General features: G+C 69.1%; 19 protein-coding genes and 1 pseudogene. 9 read left to right on the top strand and 11 right to left on the bottom strand.

What is annotated here, in order from left to right; translation table 11 throughout:
- Positions 1-42: 42 nt before the first annotated feature.
- Both ACFVH0_RS19070 and ACFVH0_RS19065 read right to left on the bottom strand, forming a co-directional pair.
- Positions 43-723, bottom strand: coding sequence for a response regulator transcription factor (locus ACFVH0_RS19070; RefSeq protein WP_072487966.1), 681 nt, complete (start codon positions 721-723; stop codon positions 43-45).
- Positions 720-1997: a cell wall metabolism sensor histidine kinase WalK gene (locus tag ACFVH0_RS19065; protein ID WP_266913860.1), complete on the bottom strand. Its 1278-nt coding sequence runs from the start codon at positions 1995-1997 to the stop codon at positions 720-722. The genes ACFVH0_RS19070 and ACFVH0_RS19065 overlap by 4 nt, the downstream gene beginning before the upstream one ends.
- A 198-nt stretch (positions 1998-2195) precedes the next feature.
- On the opposite strand from ACFVH0_RS19065, the gene phoU reads away from it, so the two are divergent.
- Together phoU and ACFVH0_RS19055 are read left to right on the top strand one after the other, a co-directional pair.
- Entirely contained in the window at positions 2196-2873 is a 678-nt protein-coding gene (gene phoU / locus ACFVH0_RS19060; protein WP_329818361.1) for a phosphate signaling complex protein PhoU, read from the top strand.
- A 274-nt stretch (positions 2874-3147) separates the two neighbouring features.
- The gene (locus tag ACFVH0_RS19055) at positions 3148-3297 is read left to right on the top strand and encodes a hypothetical protein (RefSeq protein WP_164495177.1); all 150 of its coding nucleotides are present in this window, start codon (positions 3148-3150) and stop codon (positions 3295-3297) included.
- Positions 3298-3373: 76 nt separating this feature from the next.
- Here the strand turns inward: ACFVH0_RS19055 and ACFVH0_RS19050 are convergent, their stop codons facing one another.
- Complete coding sequence (locus ACFVH0_RS19050) at positions 3374-4699, bottom strand: MDR family MFS transporter (protein WP_385821562.1); 1326 nt, start codon at positions 4697-4699, stop codon at positions 3374-3376.
- A gap of 228 nt (positions 4700-4927) precedes the next feature.
- Between ACFVH0_RS19050 and ACFVH0_RS19045 the strand changes: the two genes are divergently transcribed.
- On the top strand, positions 4928-5689 hold the full coding sequence (locus ACFVH0_RS19045) for a phosphoglyceromutase (protein WP_317862805.1): 762 nt from the start codon (positions 4928-4930) through the stop codon (positions 5687-5689).
- 727 nt (positions 5690-6416) lie between these two features.
- Here ACFVH0_RS19045 and ACFVH0_RS19040 read toward each other — a convergent pair.
- The 3 genes and pseudogenes from ACFVH0_RS19040 to ACFVH0_RS19030 all read right to left on the bottom strand — a co-directional run.
- Positions 6417-7092 (bottom strand): annotated as a pseudogene (locus ACFVH0_RS19040) (tyrosine-type recombinase/integrase); the annotation flags it as partial.
- 584 nt (positions 7093-7676) lie between these two features.
- Positions 7677-8120 carry an ATP-binding protein gene (locus ACFVH0_RS19035; protein ID WP_385821561.1) on the bottom strand — a complete coding sequence of 148 codons (444 nt, stop codon included), beginning with the start codon at positions 8118-8120 and terminating at the stop codon, positions 7677-7679.
- Between the two features lie 214 nt (positions 8121-8334).
- Positions 8335-9075: a GntR family transcriptional regulator gene (locus tag ACFVH0_RS19030; protein WP_385821559.1), complete on the bottom strand. Its 741-nt coding sequence runs from the start codon at positions 9073-9075 to the stop codon at positions 8335-8337.
- 80 nt (positions 9076-9155) lie between these two features.
- On the opposite strand from ACFVH0_RS19030, the gene ACFVH0_RS19025 reads away from it, so the two are divergent.
- Entirely contained in the window at positions 9156-10253 is a 1098-nt protein-coding gene (locus ACFVH0_RS19025) for a DUF1152 domain-containing protein (RefSeq protein WP_385821557.1), read from the top strand.
- 276 nt (positions 10254-10529) lie between these two features.
- Here ACFVH0_RS19025 and ACFVH0_RS19020 read toward each other — a convergent pair whose 3' ends face one another.
- The gene (locus ACFVH0_RS19020) at positions 10530-11207 is read right to left on the bottom strand and encodes a GAP family protein (RefSeq protein ID WP_385821555.1); all 678 of its coding nucleotides are present in this window, start codon (positions 11205-11207) and stop codon (positions 10530-10532) included.
- A gap of 291 nt (positions 11208-11498) precedes the next feature.
- Between ACFVH0_RS19020 and ACFVH0_RS19015 the strand changes: the two genes are divergently transcribed.
- The 3 genes from ACFVH0_RS19015 (at position 11499) to ACFVH0_RS19005 (ending at position 14745) form a co-directional block, all read left to right on the top strand.
- Positions 11499-12089, top strand: a complete 591-nt coding sequence (locus tag ACFVH0_RS19015; protein ID WP_385821553.1) for a hypothetical protein — start codon at positions 11499-11501, stop codon at positions 12087-12089.
- A gap of 117 nt (positions 12090-12206) precedes the next feature.
- Positions 12207-13559 (top strand): Dyp-type peroxidase, encoded by a 1353-nt coding sequence (locus ACFVH0_RS19010; protein WP_385821551.1) that lies wholly within the window; start codon positions 12207-12209, stop codon positions 13557-13559.
- Positions 13560-13614: 55 nt separating this feature from the next.
- On the top strand, positions 13615-14745 hold the full coding sequence (locus ACFVH0_RS19005; RefSeq protein ID WP_385821549.1) for a catalase family protein: 1131 nt from the start codon (positions 13615-13617) through the stop codon (positions 14743-14745).
- Positions 14746-14766: 21 nt separating this feature from the next.
- Here the strand turns inward: ACFVH0_RS19005 and ACFVH0_RS19000 are convergent, their stop codons facing one another.
- Positions 14767-15162, bottom strand: a complete 396-nt coding sequence (locus tag ACFVH0_RS19000) for a hypothetical protein (protein WP_385821547.1) — start codon at positions 15160-15162, stop codon at positions 14767-14769.
- The gene (locus tag ACFVH0_RS18995) at positions 15159-15809 is read right to left on the bottom strand and encodes an AAA family ATPase (protein ID WP_385821545.1); all 651 of its coding nucleotides are present in this window, start codon (positions 15807-15809) and stop codon (positions 15159-15161) included. Before ACFVH0_RS18995 ends, ACFVH0_RS19000 begins: the two co-directional genes overlap by 4 nt.
- 135 nt (positions 15810-15944) lie before the next feature.
- Here ACFVH0_RS18995 and ACFVH0_RS18990 point away from each other — a divergent pair, with 135 nt between their 5' ends.
- Both ACFVH0_RS18990 and ACFVH0_RS18985 read left to right on the top strand, forming a co-directional pair.
- Positions 15945-16193 carry a hypothetical protein gene (locus ACFVH0_RS18990; protein ID WP_189545668.1) on the top strand — a complete coding sequence of 83 codons (249 nt, stop codon included), beginning with the start codon at positions 15945-15947 and terminating at the stop codon, positions 16191-16193.
- Positions 16190-16432, top strand: a complete 243-nt coding sequence (locus tag ACFVH0_RS18985; RefSeq protein WP_385821543.1) for a hypothetical protein — start codon at positions 16190-16192, stop codon at positions 16430-16432. The genes ACFVH0_RS18990 and ACFVH0_RS18985 overlap by 4 nt, the downstream gene beginning before the upstream one ends.
- A gap of 19 nt (positions 16433-16451) precedes the next feature.
- Here the strand turns inward: ACFVH0_RS18985 and ACFVH0_RS18980 are convergent, their stop codons facing one another.
- Together ACFVH0_RS18980 and ACFVH0_RS18975 are read right to left on the bottom strand one after the other, a co-directional pair.
- Complete coding sequence (locus tag ACFVH0_RS18980) at positions 16452-16793, bottom strand: SCO0607 family lipoprotein (protein WP_385821541.1); 342 nt, start codon at positions 16791-16793, stop codon at positions 16452-16454.
- 190 nt (positions 16794-16983) lie between these two features.
- Positions 16984-17781, bottom strand: coding sequence for a hypothetical protein (locus tag ACFVH0_RS18975; protein WP_385821540.1), 798 nt, complete (start codon positions 17779-17781; stop codon positions 16984-16986).
- Positions 17782-17811 lie beyond the last annotated feature (30 nt).

Here is a 17811-nt window from a genome sequence, read left to right as displayed (position 1 = left end):
CCCTTTCGGGGGCGCCCTCCGCCGTTTCGCACATCTGACGGTTTACGGCTCGAACTTGTAGCCCAGGCCGCGCACCGTCACCAGGAAGCGCGGCGCTCCCGGGTCGGGCTCGATCTTGGCGCGCAGACGCTTGACGTGGACGTCGAGGGTCTTGGTGTCACCCACGTAGTCCGCGCCCCACACCCGGTCGATCAGCTGCATGCGGGTCAGGACCCGGCCCGCGTTGCGCAGCAGCATCTCCAGCAGGTCGAACTCCTTGAGCGGGAGGTCGACCTTGCCGCCGGCGACGGTGACGACGTGACGGTCCACGTCCATCCGCACCGGACCCGCCTCCAGGGCGGCCGGGGTGACCTCCTCCGGCTCGCCTCGGCGGCGCAGCACGGCACGGATCCGGGCGACCAGTTCCCGCGAGGAGAACGGCTTGGTCACGTAGTCGTCGGCTCCTATTTCCAGGCCGACGACCTTGTCGATCTCGCTGTCCTTCGCCGTGACCATGATCACGGGGACATTGGACCGGCTGCGCAGCTGACGGCAGACCTCCGTGCCGGGCAGACCCGGCAGCATCAGGTCGAGCAGTACGAGGTCGGCGCCGTTGCGCTCGAACTCGTCAAGCCCGTCCGGGCCCGTGGCCGCGATGGCGACCTCGAAGCCTTCCTTGCGGAGCATGTAGGACAGGGCGTCGCTGAAGGATTCCTCATCCTCGACGACAAGCACTCGGGTCACGGAAGGACCTCCGGGGCAGGGAATGGTTCAAGGGTGTCGGGGTGAGCGGGTCCATGGGGGCCGCCCTCGTCGCCGTTGACGACGGGCGGTCCGTCCGAGCTGCGGTCCCGTTCCCGTACGGAGCCCGCTTCGGGCAGCCGCAGGGTGAAGGTGGAGCCCTGGCCCTCCGAGCTCCAGACCGTGACCTCCCCGCCGTGCGAGGCGGCCACGTGCTTCACGATGGCGAGGCCGAGGCCGGTACCACCGGTGGCCCGTGAGCGGGCCGGGTCGACGCGGTAGAAGCGTTCGAAGACCCGCTCGCGGTCCTTCTCCGAGATGCCGATGCCCTGGTCGGTCACGGCTATCTCGATCTGGTCCCCGCCCGGTACGGACAGTCGCCTGGCGGCGATGCCCACTCGGGTGCGGGCGGGACTGTAGTTGACGGCGTTCTCGACGAGATTGCCGAGCGCCGCGGCGAGCTGGCCGCGGTTGCCCCAGATACGGAGCTCCGCGGTACCGCCCGCCGCCATGGTGATCTGCTTCGAGCCGGCCTGCTGGCGGCAGCGGTCGATGGCCTCGGCCACCAGTTCGTCCACCCGTACCGGCTCGGCGTCCTCCAGCGGGTCGTCGTTCTGCACCCGCGAGAGATCGATGATCTCCTGTACGAGGTTGGTCAGCCGGGTCGCCTCGATCTGCATCCGGCCCGCGAAGCGTTCCACCGCCTCCGGGTCGTCCGAAGCGTCCATCACGGCCTCGGAGAGCAGCGAGAGCGCACCGACCGGGGTCTTGAGCTCATGGCTGACGTTGGCGACGAAGTCACGCCGTACCGCCTCTATCCGCCGGGCCTCGGTGAGGTCCTCGACCAGCAGGAGCACCAGCCGGGAGCCGAGCGGGGCGACCCGGGCGGAGACCGCGAGGGCCTCGCCGCGGCCCGTACCGCGCCGCGGAAGGTCCAGTTCCACCTGCCTTATCTCACCGTCACGGCGGGTGTCCCTGGCCATGTTCAGCATCGCCTCGACGGCGAGCCGCCCGCCCCTGACCAGTCCCAGCGCGTAGGCGGCGGAGCTGGCCTTGACGACGCTGTCGCTCTCGTCGAGCACCACCGCCGAGGAGCTGAGCACGGACAGGACCGTGTCCACCCCGGGCGGCAGGGGTGCGTTGCTGTCGGGCCGCATGGAGGTTCGCGTCGGCTTCTTCTGGTCGCGCTCGCTCCAGCGGAACGCAAGCATGGCGATCACGCCGGTACACGCACCGCCGATCGCCGCAGCTGCGGCGACTGCCGCGTTCACGTCCATACGTCAAGGTTATGCGGGTACCGGAGGACTCTCCCAGCCATCCGGGTGCCTATCCGAACACTCGTCGCCCAGAGTTCACCGAGGGGCAAGGGTTGGTTCACTTGGGCGGCCGGAACCCGACGCGTAGGCCACCCAGGGTGGCAGCGTGGGGTTCGAACCTGGCCCCGGCCTTACACAGAGGACTGGAGAGGGACTTCCATGCGTGACGCGTACCACGAGGAACTCGACTCGATCGGAGAAGGGCTGGTCGAGATGGCCCGGCTCGTCGGGTCGGCGATCGGCCGGGCGACGACGTCCATGCTCGATGCGGATCTCAAGCTCGCGGAGAGCGTGATCGCCGCCGACCAGAAGGTCGACGACCTTCAGCACGACCTGGAGGCGCGGGCCATCGCCCTGCTCGCGCGTCAGCAGCCCGTGGCGACGGATCTGCGCATCGTGGTCACCTCCCTGCGGATGAGCGCCGACCTGGAGCGCTCGGGCGACCTCGCCCAGCACGTCGCCAAGCTGGCCCGGCTGCGGTTCCCGCAGTCGGCGGTCCCGCACGACCTGCACGCCACCATCCTGGAGATGGGGCAGCTGGCGCAGCGCCTGATGGCCAAGGCGGCCGAGGTGATCATCACCAAGGACGTCGACCTGGCGCTCCAGCTGGAGCAGGACGACGACGAGATGGACCTGCTGCACCGCACGCTGTTCCAGCACCTGATGGACGACCGCTGGAAGCACGGCATCGAGACGGCCGTCGACGTGACACTGCTCGGCCGCTACTACGAGCGCTTCGCGGACCACGCGGTGTCGGTCGCCAAGCGGGTCGTGTACCTGGTGACGGGCGAGCACGCCGACGAGATCCAGCAGCAGACGCCGGTGGAGGGCGCGTAACCGCGGCACGTGATCGAGGCGCGTCGCCGGGCCCGTCGCCGAAGCCCGTCGCCGAGGCGCGTCGTCGAAGCGCGTCGTCGAAGCGCGTCGTCGAGGCGTGTACGGGCGTGCGTGGGCGCATCGGGTAGCACAAGTGTCTCTGCGCATGTGCGCCGTTGATGCGCCCGCCGTGGTGGGCATGCAATGGGGTGGGGCGGCACGCCTTGTCCGTACGCCCCGGTCGCACCCGCGTTCTCGTGGCGTGCGGCCCTGTCGTATGCCTTGAGGAGGAACCATGGCCGATTCCCCCACGACCGACCCGCAGCAGGAGGCACCCGCGGAGGTGGTGCACCTGACCCTGCTCGGCGCCTGCGGCTGCGGCTCGGGCTGCGGCTGCGGCTGCCAGTCCGGGGCCCCGTGCCAGTGCGGTGGCTGCAGCGGCTGACCGGCTGCCACGGAATACCGAACGCGCCCCGCGCGGAGCCGAACCGCTCCGCGCGGGGCGCTCCCGGGTGCGGCTCTCAGCCCGCCCGCTCGACGGCGGGCCCGGTGCCGGCGGCGGCATCGGCCCCGGAAGCGACCGCGGCACCGCTCTCCGCCACCCGGCTGCCGCCCTCGGGCGCCACCGCGTCCTCCCCCGGCAGGTTCCGCATCAGCAGCCAGTACCCCAGCGCGGCCCCGGTCCCCAGGACGGCGCACGCGCTCCACAGCCACTGGGCCCCGAACCGGTCGATCACCAGGCCCGACATCAGCGGCGCGATCAGCGCGGCCGCGGACCACGACATCGTGTACATGCCCTGGTAGCGGCCCCGGCCCCGGGCGGGCGACAGCCGGACCACCAGGCTGCTCTGGATCGGCGCGTTGACGATCTCGGCGACCGTCCAGACGCAGATGGTCAGCGCGTAGACGGCGACCGACCCGGCAAACGCGGTCAGCCCGAACCCGTACCCCGCCAGCAGCGACGACACGATGAGCAGCCGGCGCGGATCGCGGTGCTGGATGAAGCGGGTGACGGGGATCTGGAGCACCACGATCAGCACCCCGTTGACGGCGACGGCGGCACCGAAGTCGGAACTGGAGAACCCGTCCGCCCCCATGGCCACCGGCAGCCCCACGTACCCCTGCTGGAAGATCAGGGCGATGACGAAGGACAGCCCGACGACGCTCATGAACCGGCCGTCGCGCAGCACCGTGGAGAGCCGGACCTCGTCCGCGCCGTCGTCCACCGCGCGCCCGGACACCACCGGCTTGTCGGGCCGCGACTCGGGCACCTTCATGAAGACCACGACGGCGCAGAACAGCGTCATCGCGGCCTCTCCGAGGAACCCGGCGAGATAGCTGTACTCGGCGACGAACCCGGCGCCGGCCGAGGAGACGGCGAAGCCGAGGTTGATGGCCCAGTAGTTGAGCGAGAAGGCCCGCACCCGGTCCTCGGGCCGGACGATGTCGGCCATCATCGCCTGCACGGCGGGCCGCGACGCGTTGCTGGCCATGCCGACGAAGAAGGCGACCGTGGCGATCGCCACCGGGTGGACCATGAACCCGAGCACGGCCACGGACACGGCCGTCGACGTCTGTGCGATGAGCATGGTGGGCCGGCGGCCGAGCCGGTCGGTCATCACCCCCGCCCCGAGCGAGGAGACGACCCCGCCGAGCCCGTGCAGCGCGACGACCAGACCGGCGTACGAGGCCGAGTAGCCCCGGTCCAGGGTCAGGTAGAGCGCCATGAAGGTGGCGACGAACGCTCCGAGGCGGTTGACCAGCGTGCTGGTCCACAGCCACCAGAACTGCCTGGGGAGCCCGGACACGGATTCGCGTGCGGCCCGTCTGAGACCGGCGACAGACATACGGAATCCCCCCAGGGAAGTACGGAACGGACAGCGCCGGTAAGAGGCCCAGCTGCTGTCCGAACGTTACGAATCCCGGATTCCGGTACGCCACTCAATTGACGTCTGCCGTCAATCGTCGCCGCTCCAGGCCGCCGGAGGGCCCGCTCTGCCGCCTCCGGGCCCGCCCGCTGTCCGCCCTGTGACCGGCCGCGCGGCGCCCGTACGGGTTCGATTACGCTCGGACCCATGGCCGACGCACCGTACAAGCTGATCCTCCTCCGCCACGGCGAGAGCGAATGGAACGCGAAGAACCTGTTCACCGGCTGGGTGGACGTCAACCTCACGGAGAAGGGCGAGAAGGAGGCAGTCCGCGGCGGTGAGCTGCTCAAGGACGCCGGTCTGCTCCCCGATGTCCTGCACACCTCCCTCCAGAAGCGCGCCATCCGCACCGCGCAGCTCGCGCTGGAGTCCGCGGACCGCCACTGGATCCCGGTCCACCGCTCCTGGCGGCTGAACGAGCGCCACTACGGCGCCCTGCAGGGCAAGGACAAGGCCCAGACGCTCGCCGAGTTCGGCGAGGAGCAGTTCATGCTCTGGCGCCGCTCCTACGACACCCCGCCGCCCGCCCTGGAGGACGGCACCGAGTTCTCGCAGAGCGACGACCCGCGCTACGCGTCGATCCCGCCGGAGCTGCGCCCGCGCACCGAGTGCCTCAAGGACGTCGTCGACCGCATGCTGCCGTACTGGTACGACGACATCGTGCCGGACCTGCTCGACGGCCGGACCGTCCTGGTCGCCGCCCACGGCAACAGCCTCCGGGCCCTGGTCAAGCACCTCGACGGCATCTCCGACGCCGACATCGCGGGCCTGAACATCCCGACCGGCATCCCGCTCGTCTACGAGCTGGACGCCGACTTCCGCCCGCTGAAGCCGGGCGGCACCTACCTCGACCCGGACGCGGCGAAGGCCGCCATTGAGGCCGTGAAGAACCAGGGCAAGAAGAAGTAAGTAGAGCCGAAGTAGCCCCCACCTGCGAGTTTCCCGTGAGGTGGGGGCTTTTTGGTGCGCTGGGCCGTCTGTGGACTGCGGGTGGGATTCAGGGCATTGTCAAGGGTTCCGGAGCGCATCGGTGAACGACGGTATGACCGGTATGCTGGTCCCGCCTCGTCTGAACCTCCCCTGAACTCCGCGTTAGAACGCGTGAGTTCCAAGGCTCCGGCCCGATGAGTGGGCCGGTTGGAGGAGAAGGGAGGCGGTAGAGGTGAGTCTTGAGAAGGACAAGCCCCGCGGGTGGACCAGTGCCGAGAGGTGGCAGGTCTGGCTCGCAGGAGGTGGCCTACTCGTAGCCATTGCTACCAGCGTGATGCAGTTCGCTCGATGAGCGGGTCACGCGCGAGGTCGGTCGCGACCGGGAGCTGCACATGCAGCGAGCCCGGTCTACTGATAGGCGACCGGGCTCGCTGACTGCATGAGGGCCTGGATCTGGTTGCTGCCGGATCCAGGTCCTCGGTCGTTCTAGTCTTCGCAGCTCTTGTGAGCCACCTAGATCCGGATGAAGCCAACTAGATCCATCTAGAGCTAACTAGAGCTAACTAGATCCGAGTCTCCCACGCGTAACTAATACTCTCAAGTTTCTGTCCTTGTGATCCGGGTTCTTATTCGAGTGGTCTTCGGACTCTTCTCTTCTTCGACTCGAACCTCACTGACGTGCTGATCCACGTCATCTAGTAGTCCTTCACGAGTACGAAGAACCGTTACCCTCGTCGCTTCTCCCCTCAGCCCTGCCAAGCACCGAGGCCACAGCCCTCCGGGCCCGCTCCTGGCTCGACGGCATCAGGTGTGCATGCACCCGCAGCGTCAGGCCAGGGTCGGAGTGCCCGAGGCACTCGGCGAGCGCCTTGATGTTCTCCCCGGCGTTCAACAGCACCGAGGCGTAGACGTGGCGCATGGCATGCATGCCGTTCTCGCGTGACTCTGCGTGCGGAGCGCCAGCCGCCGGGAGCGGGTTGCCGCCGCCCGAGGCAAGAGCCGCTTTCCACACCTCCTCGTTCAGCGAGATACGCCAGGCATGACCGCCGCACGGCCCAATGAAGATGAGTCGCTTGGTCACCAGCGGTCCGACCTTCCACAGCAACGTGATCTCGACCGGCAGGAACTGCCTCATAGTTCCCGCAGCACGTCAGCGACAGGGCCAGGGAGCCATACGTCCCGCAACTTGCCGCCCTTGGGCGGAGCGAAGACAGGCTTACTGCGGCTCGGTTTGAGCTGCTGGACTCGTGCAACCTGTCCGAGCTGAAGTCGATCGCGTCCACCGCGACGCCCAGGATCTCGTCTTGCCGGAGGCCGCAACCGCCGCCCAGGTCGACCATCGCTTGGTACCGGTCGGGCATTCCCGCGCGCACGGCGAAGAGCCATCGGAGCTGCGACTCCGCCTAGGCTGCCTCTGAGCCGTCCAAGGTTGCTCAACAGCGCCCAGTGACGACCGATGACGCCCACTCACCTGCAACAGATCAGCTTCTCCACCTGCGAAAGCCCTGATCGGTGACATCTCCCGCAAGGCCCGGGGCAAGAAGACGCGGGTTTTCGTGATCAAACCTCCCACCTACCGCATATGGCGATGGTGGGGGCGTTCATACGGGCTGGGTCCACTCTGAGCCCTCAGCACGCTTGCCATCGCCGCCCCCTTGCTCGGACTTCCTGAAGGGGCTCTCTTGCCCGTCCTGGCGGGCGTCGGAATCCTCCAGCTCGTCGCCGCATTCCGCCGGAAGTACCGCCAGTAACTCGACCTGCTGCCCTGCTTCCAGGGCCCGTGGCTGTCTCGCCGGCAGGTCAGGGAGGGGCATGCCCCTCTGGCCAGGGGCGAAAGACCGGCCCACCAGACCCAGGGCCAGAAGTAACCCGAAGCGTCATCGAGGCCCCTGCCCGGACTTTCGTCGCCGGGCGGGGAATTCAGCGTTGGAGCCTGCGCCCCGCGATCCTCTGTCGCGGGAGCGCTTCACTCCCCCTGCGGCCAGGCATCAGCAAGTACGAAGGCCACTACCGCCCCGCCGAAACGACTGGGCCCCGAATGCCAGGAATCGGCGATCAAGTCGACCAGAAGCAGCCCGCGCCCGTGTACGTCGTCGGCGTCGGGGTGCCTGAGACGCACGTCCGCCGGGAAGCCCGGGCTGTGCACCTCGACGCGGAGCGAGGTGTCGTCCCTGAACCACTCCACCCGCACCAGCCACGATTCATCGGCGTACCCATGGTGGATGGCGTTGGTCACCAGCTCCGAGAGCATCAGGGAGCAGTCGTCGACGGAACAGGCCGGGTTGTACGGAGCGATGAATTTCCGGAACCACCGCCGTGCGCGGGGAACCGACTCCGGAACCGGGTGCAAGGTCATCGCGCCGAGCCGAGGTGAGTCCTTGCAGGGGTAGCGGTCGATCACGTAAGCCATTCGCGCTCACTCCTTCATCGCCACCATCGCAGTCGAGGCAGCGCCGCTTCGATTTGGCACGGGTACGGTCGGCGGACGCCAGGGACGTATGCGAGCCGACATGGCTCCGGCCACCGGCCCACCACCCCGCACCCATGAAGTGGCCTTAGCCACTTACTGGATAGTGGCATTAGCCACTTGCGGCACGCAAGCGATTCCCCGGAGTGAACAACCATCAGGTGAGCGGGTACCCCTGCTCGAACGCCCAGCGATCCGGCGGGTAGGTGGCTTCGGCGAACTCCAGCGGCCGGTCCTGGACATCGAAGACGACGTGGTGCACCACCAGCACCGCCGCGTCCGGCTCAAGCCGCAGATCCGCCGCCTCCTGCCCGGTCGCGCGGCGAGCGCACATGCGGTCCTCGGCATAGCTCCCCCGCCGCCCCGTCATGTTCTCGACGTACATCAGGGTGCCCTGCTGGATCCGTTCCGACTCCAGCAGTTTGGGCGCCCGCTGCCCGATCTCCGGCGCGAACCACGAAGTGGACAAGGTGATGGGGCCATCCTGATTGTTGGTGACCCGCCGCCGGTGCACCGCCCGCCGATCCTTCGCCAGCCCCAACGCCTCGGCCACGTGGCCCGGTGCGTCCAGCCACCCGGCCGAGGTGATCTCCGCGTACTCGCCCGGCGTGTAGATCTTCCCGGTCTGCCTGGCCCGTCCGTACAGCTCGCGTGCCCGCCGGTTCACTTCGAGACTCCGCACGTACGTCCCGGAACCCTGCCGCTTCTCGACGAGCCCCTGGTGGCTCAACGCTTCCAGCGACCGGGCGGCCGTCGGCCGGGACACCTTCCAGTCCGCCGCCAGTTGCCGTTCCGAGGGAACCTCGTCACCCGGCCGCAGGTCGCCCCGAAGGATCTGATCACGAATAAAGTGCGCGATCTGGAGATACTTCGGCTGCGCCTCCTCAATCTGAGGCATGTCCCCTCCTCATCCAAGTGGCTATGACCTCTGGCCACTATAGGGTGAGCGGTCAACACAGGCCCCGTACTCTTGCGCCCATGACGCGGTTGATCGTCGCAGCGGGCGGCGGAGGTGACGCGCTCGCCGCCGCGATGCTTCACGCCACTATCTACGGTGACGACGAGCGGGCAGTGATCCTCACCTACGCGTGGGACCGCTTGCTGATCGACCCGCTACCGGGCCCCCGAGGAGCCGACGATTTCGTCGGCCTCGAACCGCTCGCACCGGCCGTCCAAATGGTGTCGGCAACGGCCCGTCCGATCCCGCCGGCGGGCTCCACGCTCCCCCGTCTCGCGGCAGAACTCCCGTACACGTTCGCACTGATCGACCCGGTCCGCGGAGCCGAAGGCATCGCCCGTCAGCTCGTCAGCCTCGTCGACGACCTTCGGCCGACCTCGGTCGATCTCCTGGACGTCGGTGGCGACGTACTGGCCCGGGGCGACGAGCCGACCCTCAAGAGCCCGCTGGCCGATTCCCTGACGCTGGCAGCGTGCAGTCGGACAACCCTGCCCGTCCGCCTGCTGGTCGCGGGCCCAGGTCTGGACGGCGAGCTCTCGTACGAGGAACTACGCGGCGTACTGGGCCCCGTCGTCCACACCTTCGCGGCGACGGACACCGCCTCGATCGACTCCGCCCTGCACTGGCACCCTTCCGAGGCAACCGGCATGCTCGCGGCCGCCGCCCGAGGCGTACGCGGCACGTGCGAGATCCGGGACGCCGGGCTTCCCGTCCCCCTCACCGACGCGAGCCCAACGGTCCACGAGGTGGACCTGGACAAAGCCTTGCGCCGCAACACGCTGGCCCGCGCCCTTGCGTCGACCACCGCCCTGGCCGAAGCGGAAGCCCTCAGCCGCGAGATCTGCGGCTTCTCCGAGATCGACTACGAACGTGACAAGGCCCTCCGGCTCAAGGAACAGCGTCCGGCGAAGCTCGACGCCGAGTCGGCACTACCTAGACTCGCCCAGTTCGAGGCAGAAGCCCGAGGCCGCGGAGTCACCCACACGACGTTCCGCCGCCTCACCGAGGCCCTGAACCTCGACGGCTCACAACGCGATGACCTGCGTCGACTACTCATCAGTAGCCGACCGGAACAGTTCGCAGCCCCCCTGTGGCGCATCCCTGCCAGCACTGAGTAACAACCTTCTCTGCGGGGTCAAGGCACCCGGCTGCGCCCGCGCTCCTGGCTGCGGCTCGCTCGGCGGGGGCGCTCAGGCTCCGGATGGATGGGGCGCCGTTCGCGAGTAGTGGTCAGCATCGACGGCAAGAACCAGGGCAAGAAGTAGCCCCGAACGATCGAGCCCCCTGCCCGCGGATTGCCCGCGAGCAGGGGGCTTGTCGCTGCCCCGGGCCGTATCGAGGACGGCGGCAGGTCTGTGAGGAGGCTCTCCCGGGAGACCCTGTCGGAGGCTCTGTCAGGAGACGAGGATGGAGATGCCGTCTCCGAGCAGCTTCAGCCCGAGCACGAAGAACAGGACGGCCATCACCGCGACATTGTGCTGAGCTGCCCAGTCCTTCCAGTTGCCGAGCGTGGTCCTGGCCCGTTCGCCCCCGAGCAGGAAGACCCCCAGCGGGGCCAGCAGGCCGAGGGTGGCGATCAGGACGAAGATCGCCAGCGATGCGATCTGCTGCCCGACCGGCAGTCCGGCCGAGCCGATCGCGGCGCCCGCGGCGATGGTCAGCGGGGCGTTCTTGGCGTTGAGCGCGGCCAGGCCCAGCCCGAGGGCGAAGACCTTGACCGGTGTCAGGCGGTCGATCGCGCCCATCCACTTCGGCAGCTGTGCCTGCGAGGGGTCCTTGGGACGCCGATGCCATTGCCGGGCACCGAAGAGGACGAGGAACAGGCCCAGCGCGAGCTTGAGGGCTCCCACCCAGGTGGCCGGGTGATTCTGGGCGGAGGCACCCGCGGGGGAAGCGATCGCCAGCATCACCGCGCCCAGCGCCGAGAGTCCCAGGATCCAGCCGACGGTGAACAGGACTCCGTTGAGACGTCCCCGGGGTGTGGCGAGAATGAGGATGATGGCGATGATCGGGAGCGGGCTGACCGCGACGGCGGCCGAGAAACCCAGTACGTCACCGAGAACTTCGCCCATGGTTGCCTCCGTACGGGAGTCAGGGTGGCGAAAGGGGCTGCTGGGGCCTCTCGTTTGGCCCCTGGGAGTGGCGACGCATACGCACCCGGTATGTCCCGGTTCCATCTTCCTGCGCCTGGCCCGATCTGTCCTCGGGAGCCGATCACGTTCCGTGCCGTGCCGCGTCCGCCCCGGAAGCCCGAAATGCGAGGCAGCGCGTCCGTGGTGAGGATTGATGTGTGAGGGCGATGGCGCCCCATGCTTCGGGCGCTTGGCAACCCTCGCATCGATCCGTGGCAGGAGAATCCCACGATGACTGCGGCGACAGGTGCAGCCCGGACAGCTCACCCCGAGCGGCCGGGCAGGTCGGACGGGGTCTGCAGCGAGTTCACCGTCTTCACCAGGATCAAGCCCGGCGAGGCCGATGCGCTGCGTGAGGATCTCGCCACCCTCTCCGACGCGGCGGATGACGAGAGGGTCCACGCAGCGGTGCGCCAGATCGGCACCCTGCACGACGCACGGCATGTGATCTTCGACGACGACACCCGGTTCATGTTCGCCAGCGTGTTCGACGGCTCCTGGGACACCTACATCGACGACTTCGCCCAGACGGTGGTCGGGGCCCGCTTCGACAAGGTCTTCTCGCACAGCGAAGGGTTCCCCGGCGTCGCGGATCCGGGAGCCAAGGACTGGTTCGTCGCCCACCAGGCGCCTGCGGGGGTCTTCGTCAGCGCGTACCCCGATCTGACCGTTCAGCAGATCTACAAGGACCAGCGCGTGGACGACGCGTTCCAGGACGTGCTGGACACCCCCGAGTTCCGGGCTGCGCTGGACAACCCGGCGAACGCCGAGCTGGTGGCCACCCCGGCCTTCCAGAAGCTGCTGGCGGAAGCCTCGGCGTAGAACCAGGACACGACCGACTCTCGGAGCCGACCCCACATCCGTGGACCGCGTCGGCGGGCGCGGACCGGTCGCTGCCGGGCTTTCCGGGCGGAGACCGATGTGGAGGCACAAGGAATCATGAATGCGACAGGAAGCAGCGGTCCGGGCGGCGTGCGGGTCGAGATCGACGACGTCCAGAGCGGGGCACTGCGTCCACGGCCCGTGCCTTACGAGGGAGAGTTCATCTTCCTGCGGGTCGACGACCGTCACGCCGGGCGCGCCCTGCTGCGGCGGCTGCTCCCGGTGACCTCGGGCGGTCTGCCCGGCGCGGACCGGAGCCCGGACGCCTGGGTGGCCGTGGCATTCACGTACCAGGGGCTGAGGGCCCTGGGGGTGCCACAGGATTCGCTGGACAGTTTTCCGCGGGCGTTCCGTGAGGGCATGGCCGCCCGGGCGGAGAAGATCGGCGACGTGGGCGAGAGCGCACCGGCCCGCTGGGAGGCGCCGTTCGGAACGGGCGAGGTCCACATCGCGTTGAGCGCCCTGTCCTCGGACACGGTCCGGCTGGCCGGGGAACTGGAGCGGGCCCGGGTCGCCTACGAGGACACTCCCGGCGTCCAGGTGATCTGGCAGCAGGAGGTACATCAGCTCCCGACCGGGCGCACCACCTTCGGCTTCCGTGACGGCATCAGCCATCCGAACATCGAGGGCGTCGGACTGCCCGGCTCCAACCCGCAGGAAGCACCCATCAAGGCCGGCGAGTTCATCCTCGGCTACCCCGACGAGACCGGCAGTCTGCCGCCCATGCCCAGCCCCGATGTGCTGGGGCGCAACGGGACCTATGTGGCGGTCCGCAAGATCCACACCGATGTGGCGGCCTGGCGCCGGTACCTGCGCGCCAACAGCTCCAGCGCCGAGGAGGAGGCGCTCCTGGCGGCGAAGATGGTCGGGCGCTGGCCCGGCGGGGCGCCGCTGACGCTGGCGCCGGAGCACGATGATCCGGAGCTGGCGGCAGATCCGCACCGCGTCAACAACTTCCTGTACCGGGAGAACGACGACCGCGGCTACCGGTGCCCCGCCGGTGCGCACATCCGGCGCACCAACCCCCGCGATTCCACCATCATCGGCGACGCGCGGATGCACCGCCTCATCCGTCGCGGCACCACCTACGGGCCGCCGCTGCCCGAGGGCGTGCTGGAGGACGACGGTGCCGACCGCGGCCTGGTCGGAGCCTTCATCGGGGCTCACCTGGAACGGCAGTTCGAGTTCATCAAGGCCGAGTGGGTCAACGACGGCAACTTCATCGGCTACCCCGGCGAGAAGGACCCGGTGGCCGGGCATCACGGTGGAACCGGCAGCGTCACCATCCCCGAGAAGCCGGTCCGGCGCCGCCTGCGGAACCTGCCCGGCTTCGTGGTCACCCGCGGCGGCGAATACTGCTTCCTGCCGGGGCTGCGTGCCTTGCGCTGGCTCGCCGAACTGGAGGGCTGAGGGCGGTTCCCGCGCACCGAGGCCCCATCACGGTCTCCGAGGAGAGGTCGAAGCCATGGCAGCACAGTTCGTCCGCTACACGCCCGGCGTCGAAGACGACGATCCGCACTTCGACCGGAACGTGCAGACGGTGATCGAGAAGACCGAGAGCTACATCGCCGATTCGGTCGAGGCCGGCGGCACCGGGCGGGCACTGCGCGACGCCCATGCCAAGGGCTACGGGCTGGTCCGGGGAGAAGTGGAGATCCTGGACGGACTGCCACCCGAGTACGCCCAGGGGATCTACGCGACTCCGGGAACCCACGATGCGCTGATCCGCTTCTCCAACGGCTCGCCGCACGCCGGAGCCGACGCGCGGCTGGGCGCCGCCACCGGACTGGCTCTGAAGATCTTCGGCGTCCCCGGCCCGACCCTGCTGGAGGACGAACCGGACACGGGCACATTCGACTACGCCAACATCAACGGACCGGTCTTCTTCTGCAACACGGTCGAGCACTACCTGTTCATCCAGGAACTGTTCCTGAACGCGCCGGCCTACTTCGCCCGGGGCCGACCCGGCGCACATCGTTTCTTCACCGATTTCGTGACCGGAAAGGGAACCCTCGACCAGGACGACTGGGCGTGGGACGAGTTCCTGGCCTTTCTGCGCCTGTCGAAGACTCCTCCGGCGAACCTGCTGCTGTCGAGCTACTGGACGATGGGGGCGGTCCGGCACGGGGAGTACATCGCCAAGGTCCGTATCACCCCCGACCCGTCCTCCGCCGCCGCGGTGGTCCGGCGCGACATCGACCCGGCCTCCGCGCAGGAGGTCTTCCGGCCGGCCCTGCAGGCCGAACTGCGGGAGCGGCCCTACGCCTTCGACATCCAGGTCCAGCTCTGCACCGACCTGGAGCGCATGCCGGTGGAGGACACCACCGTGGAGTGGCCCGAGCAGCTCTCGCCGTCCACCACCGTGGCGAAGCTGCGGCTGCCGCGGCAGGACATCTCCGGCCCGGAGAACCTGGAGAAGATGGACGCGCTGTCCTTCACCCCCTGGCGGGTCACCGCCGAACACGCGCCCCTCGGCAACATCATGCGGGCCCGCAAGGAGGTCTACCGGCGATCCTCCATCGAGCGCCACAGGCTCAACCGACAGCCGCGGACAGAACCCCGCAGCGCCGACGAGGTGCTCGGCCCACCCCGATGAGCCCCGTCGTCGCGCCGGCCCTCACCCGCCCTGTTGGTCCGGACTGTCGTGGAGGCCGCCGAGTGCGTCGTCCCTCATGCCCGGCAGGGCGTACCCCTCCCTCTCGTCCCACGGGACGTCGACGTCGTCCAGGTGGACGTGCCACTGCGCTTCACCGACGGCGCGGCGCAACTCGGTGACGGAGTCGAGCACATGGGCCGTCACCGGCAGCCACCGGCCGGGGTCGACCGGGAGTTTCGTGGACCCGGCGAAGATCTCGTCGTCCTGGTCGTCGTCACCGCCGTACAGATACAGGCTCTCCTCGTCGTCGTACGGGAACGACTCGGCGCGCGCTGCGACCACGCGCTCGACGGCGGCCGACTCGGCACCGGTCAGCGGCTCCGCCCGGCGGGCGCTGTAGTAGATGGAAACGCTCATGGTCCGAGCGTACGGCCGGGGTCCGACATCACCGGCTCGTGCTGCCCCAACGCCCGTTCCACGCGCCCCGCGAGGCCGTCCCAGGGGCGGCACTCGACCACCGGCAGGCCGTGCCGGGCCGCCTGGTCGGCGAGCCAGTGCGAGTACGCGGCGCTGACCTGGGCCCGGTGGCGCTGTTCGCCGCTTTCGGGCTCCCTGGCCGTGTAGTTGGCGAGGATCTGTTCCGGGTCCTGTTCGTGCAGGAAGACCGCCCGCACCCGGCGGCCGGCCGCCCGTCCCTCGCGGATCGCTTCCGCCGCGGCGGCCGGGGTGAGGTAGTCGCCCTCGACCACGGCGGGTACGTCGACGGTCAGGCGGTTTCGGACCACGCCGAGCACCGCGGGTTCGAGGGCTCTGGCGGTGGCGACCTGGAGGGCCAGCACCCGGTCGACGGTGAGCCGCGCCGTGTCGGGGATGGTCTCGAAGTGGTGCAGTGCGGGGTGGTGTTCGGCCGTCGTCATGGCCTCGACGGCGCTGACCACGTCGTCGAACTCGACCACGAATCCCTTCGACCCGCCCGGTTCACCGGCCAGTTGGGCCGCCGCCCGGCTCTTGCCGACGCCCGAGGCCCCACCTATCAGCAATATGTCCCACGATGTCGCTGTCACGGGGCGAACGTATCGCGTGGGATCCGTGTCCGCCGTCGGCACTGGCGCTAGCGTGTCCCGAGCACCGGCCCGCGCAACGGCGGAACCGACCGGACGGGCCGTGCGGAGGAAGCAAGGAGAGCGGGGAGAGCAATCATGGGCGAGCCCCTGAAGACCTTCGTCGGCGGTGCCGAGGTCGACGTGCCCAACAGCATTCCGGCCATCCGCGCCACGCTGCCGGAGGAGAGACGCGAGGAGTTCGACCGCGCCATCAACGAGGCGGGGGTGCACGAGATCCAGGCCGTGATGCGGCACTGGATGCTGGAGGCCGTCCCCGACCCCGAGGCCGAACAAATCCTGGACCGGCTGGCGCAGGACGAGGCCGAGAGGCGGAGCGTCGCTTGAGCTTCCGCATCTCCTACGCACCGCCCGCCGACGACTCCCTGGCCAAGATGCGCGACGGCGAGAGATTCCGCGCCGAGATGGCGCGCACCCTGGGCCTCGACCCGTACGGACACGGATCGTCGGCCGTCAAGAGCGAGCGCGACCGCCGCGAGGCGACCGTGGCCGGGGCGATCGTGCTCTATTACGTCTCCGGGTCCGTCCTGATCGTCACCGTGGTGAGGCTCGTCCCGCTGCCCTGAACCGGTGCCGGCCCGACCTCTAGGAACCGGCGGGGACCTCGATGATCCGGCCGTCCTTGTCCACGCTGTGGGTGCGCCAGTACACGTCCCACTTGTCGTCCACGTGCTCGGGGACCTTGCCCTTCGGGTACCGGACGTACCCCTTCGGCGGGTCCTCGTCGTCGGACACGCAGGCCGATCCGGTGGCCCCGATCGTCATGACCGGGTACTCGCCGCCACCGCAGGTCGCGTCCTCGATCGAGCAGCCCGTGGTCAGCATCGCCACGGTCGCGGCGGCCACGGCGAGCCCGGCTGCGGAACGGCTCGGGCGGCGCCCGATCCTCGCGGACGCCACCCGGCCACGTCGACTGATCACGTTCATGTTGTGCCCTCCTCGCTGACTGATACCAACAGCCTGCCCGGAGGGCGAATCGCCGATCATGAGTACGAATACTTACTCGCGGAGCGTCATGTACTCGCCCACCCCGCCGCCGGCCCTGGGGCCTCTCGTCTGGATCAGGCCGGGCTCGCGTGCCCCGGTCCCTGATCCGGCCCGATCCAGACGAAAGACCTTAGGCCAGCTTCGCGGCCTGGGCCTCGATCACCGCGGTCGGCAGCTCGAAGTCCCCGCCGCCGCCCATCGCGGCCAGGTTCATCGAGGAGAACGAGGCGAAAGAGGCGCCCTGGCGCATGGCCACGAGCTTGAACTCGACCTTCTCCCCGCCCTGTTCCACCTGCACGGTCCAGGCGGCAGCCTCCTCGCCGCCCTTGACCTGCTCCTCGGTGATCCTGGCGACCTTCTGCTTCTCACCGGCCGCCGTGAACCCGAAGCCGCCGGCGCACTCGGTGGCCGCGGTGCGCAGCGAGGCGACCGATTCCTGGGCGCCCTTGCCGTCGTACGAACCGAGGGCCAGCTGCGTCGTCGTGATGTCGAACGCGGCCTTGAACGCCTCCTCGGCGTCCCCGCTGTCCTGCTTCGCCAGGTCGCTCTTCTTCGGCTCGCTGACGACCGTGCGCTTGGTGAACGCACCCGGCTCGCCGATCTGAGCGCCCATCAGCGCGTCGGCGAAGGGGGCGCAGACCTTCTTCTCGGTCTTGATGTCGTCGACGGAGATCGTGTCCTTGGCCGCGGCCTTGGAGATCTTGTGCCCCTTGACGTCGCCCTGGGCCAGCGCGGCCTTCTCCAGCTCGGCGGCGCTCAGCGCCTCGGCCGCGGGTGCGGCGGCCGAGGACTCCTTGCCCTTGGCGCCCGCTCCCTTGTCCCCCTTGTCGGAGGAACCGGAGTCCGAACCGCCGCACGCGGTGGCGAACAGGGCCAGGGACACCGCGGTGGCGGCAACAGCGGTACGACGTACGGCGGTGGAACGCATTGGTCCGGTCCGTCTCTATGAGCAGGGGGT

It is taken from the genome of Streptomyces sp. NPDC127117 (assembly GCF_042677325.1).
Lineage (GTDB): Bacteria > Actinomycetota > Actinomycetes > Streptomycetales > Streptomycetaceae > Streptomyces.
The sequence above is the reverse complement of the archived record's forward strand: the minus strand, read 5'-3'. Positions and strand labels throughout refer to the sequence as shown.

Coding starts and splice junctions, on each gene's coding strand:
- ACFVH0_RS19065 (WP_266913860.1), bottom strand. CDS start 1,997: ATGGACGTGAACGCGGCAGTCGCCGCAGCTGCGGCGATCGGCGGTGCG.
- phoU (WP_329818361.1), top strand. CDS start 2,196: ATGCGTGACGCGTACCACGAGGAACTCGACTCGATCGGAGAAGGGCTG.
- ACFVH0_RS19055 (WP_164495177.1), top strand. CDS start 3,148: ATGGCCGATTCCCCCACGACCGACCCGCAGCAGGAGGCACCCGCGGAG.
- ACFVH0_RS19050 (WP_385821562.1), bottom strand. CDS start 4,699: ATGTCTGTCGCCGGTCTCAGACGGGCCGCACGCGAATCCGTGTCCGGG.
- ACFVH0_RS19045 (WP_317862805.1), top strand. CDS start 4,928: ATGGCCGACGCACCGTACAAGCTGATCCTCCTCCGCCACGGCGAGAGC.
- ACFVH0_RS19035 (WP_385821561.1), bottom strand. CDS start 8,120: ATGGCTTACGTGATCGACCGCTACCCCTGCAAGGACTCACCTCGGCTC.
- ACFVH0_RS19030 (WP_385821559.1), bottom strand. CDS start 9,075: ATGCCTCAGATTGAGGAGGCGCAGCCGAAGTATCTCCAGATCGCGCAC.
- ACFVH0_RS19025 (WP_385821557.1), top strand. CDS start 9,156: ATGACGCGGTTGATCGTCGCAGCGGGCGGCGGAGGTGACGCGCTCGCC.
- ACFVH0_RS19020 (WP_385821555.1), bottom strand. CDS start 11,207: ATGGGCGAAGTTCTCGGTGACGTACTGGGTTTCTCGGCCGCCGTCGCG.
- ACFVH0_RS19015 (WP_385821553.1), top strand. CDS start 11,499: ATGACTGCGGCGACAGGTGCAGCCCGGACAGCTCACCCCGAGCGGCCG.
- ACFVH0_RS19010 (WP_385821551.1), top strand. CDS start 12,207: ATGAATGCGACAGGAAGCAGCGGTCCGGGCGGCGTGCGGGTCGAGATC.
- ACFVH0_RS19005 (WP_385821549.1), top strand. CDS start 13,615: ATGGCAGCACAGTTCGTCCGCTACACGCCCGGCGTCGAAGACGACGAT.
- ACFVH0_RS19000 (WP_385821547.1), bottom strand. CDS start 15,162: ATGAGCGTTTCCATCTACTACAGCGCCCGCCGGGCGGAGCCGCTGACC.
- ACFVH0_RS18990 (WP_189545668.1), top strand. CDS start 15,945: ATGGGCGAGCCCCTGAAGACCTTCGTCGGCGGTGCCGAGGTCGACGTG.
- ACFVH0_RS18980 (WP_385821541.1), bottom strand. CDS start 16,793: ATGAACGTGATCAGTCGACGTGGCCGGGTGGCGTCCGCGAGGATCGGG.
- ACFVH0_RS18975 (WP_385821540.1), bottom strand. CDS start 17,781: ATGCGTTCCACCGCCGTACGTCGTACCGCTGTTGCCGCCACCGCGGTG.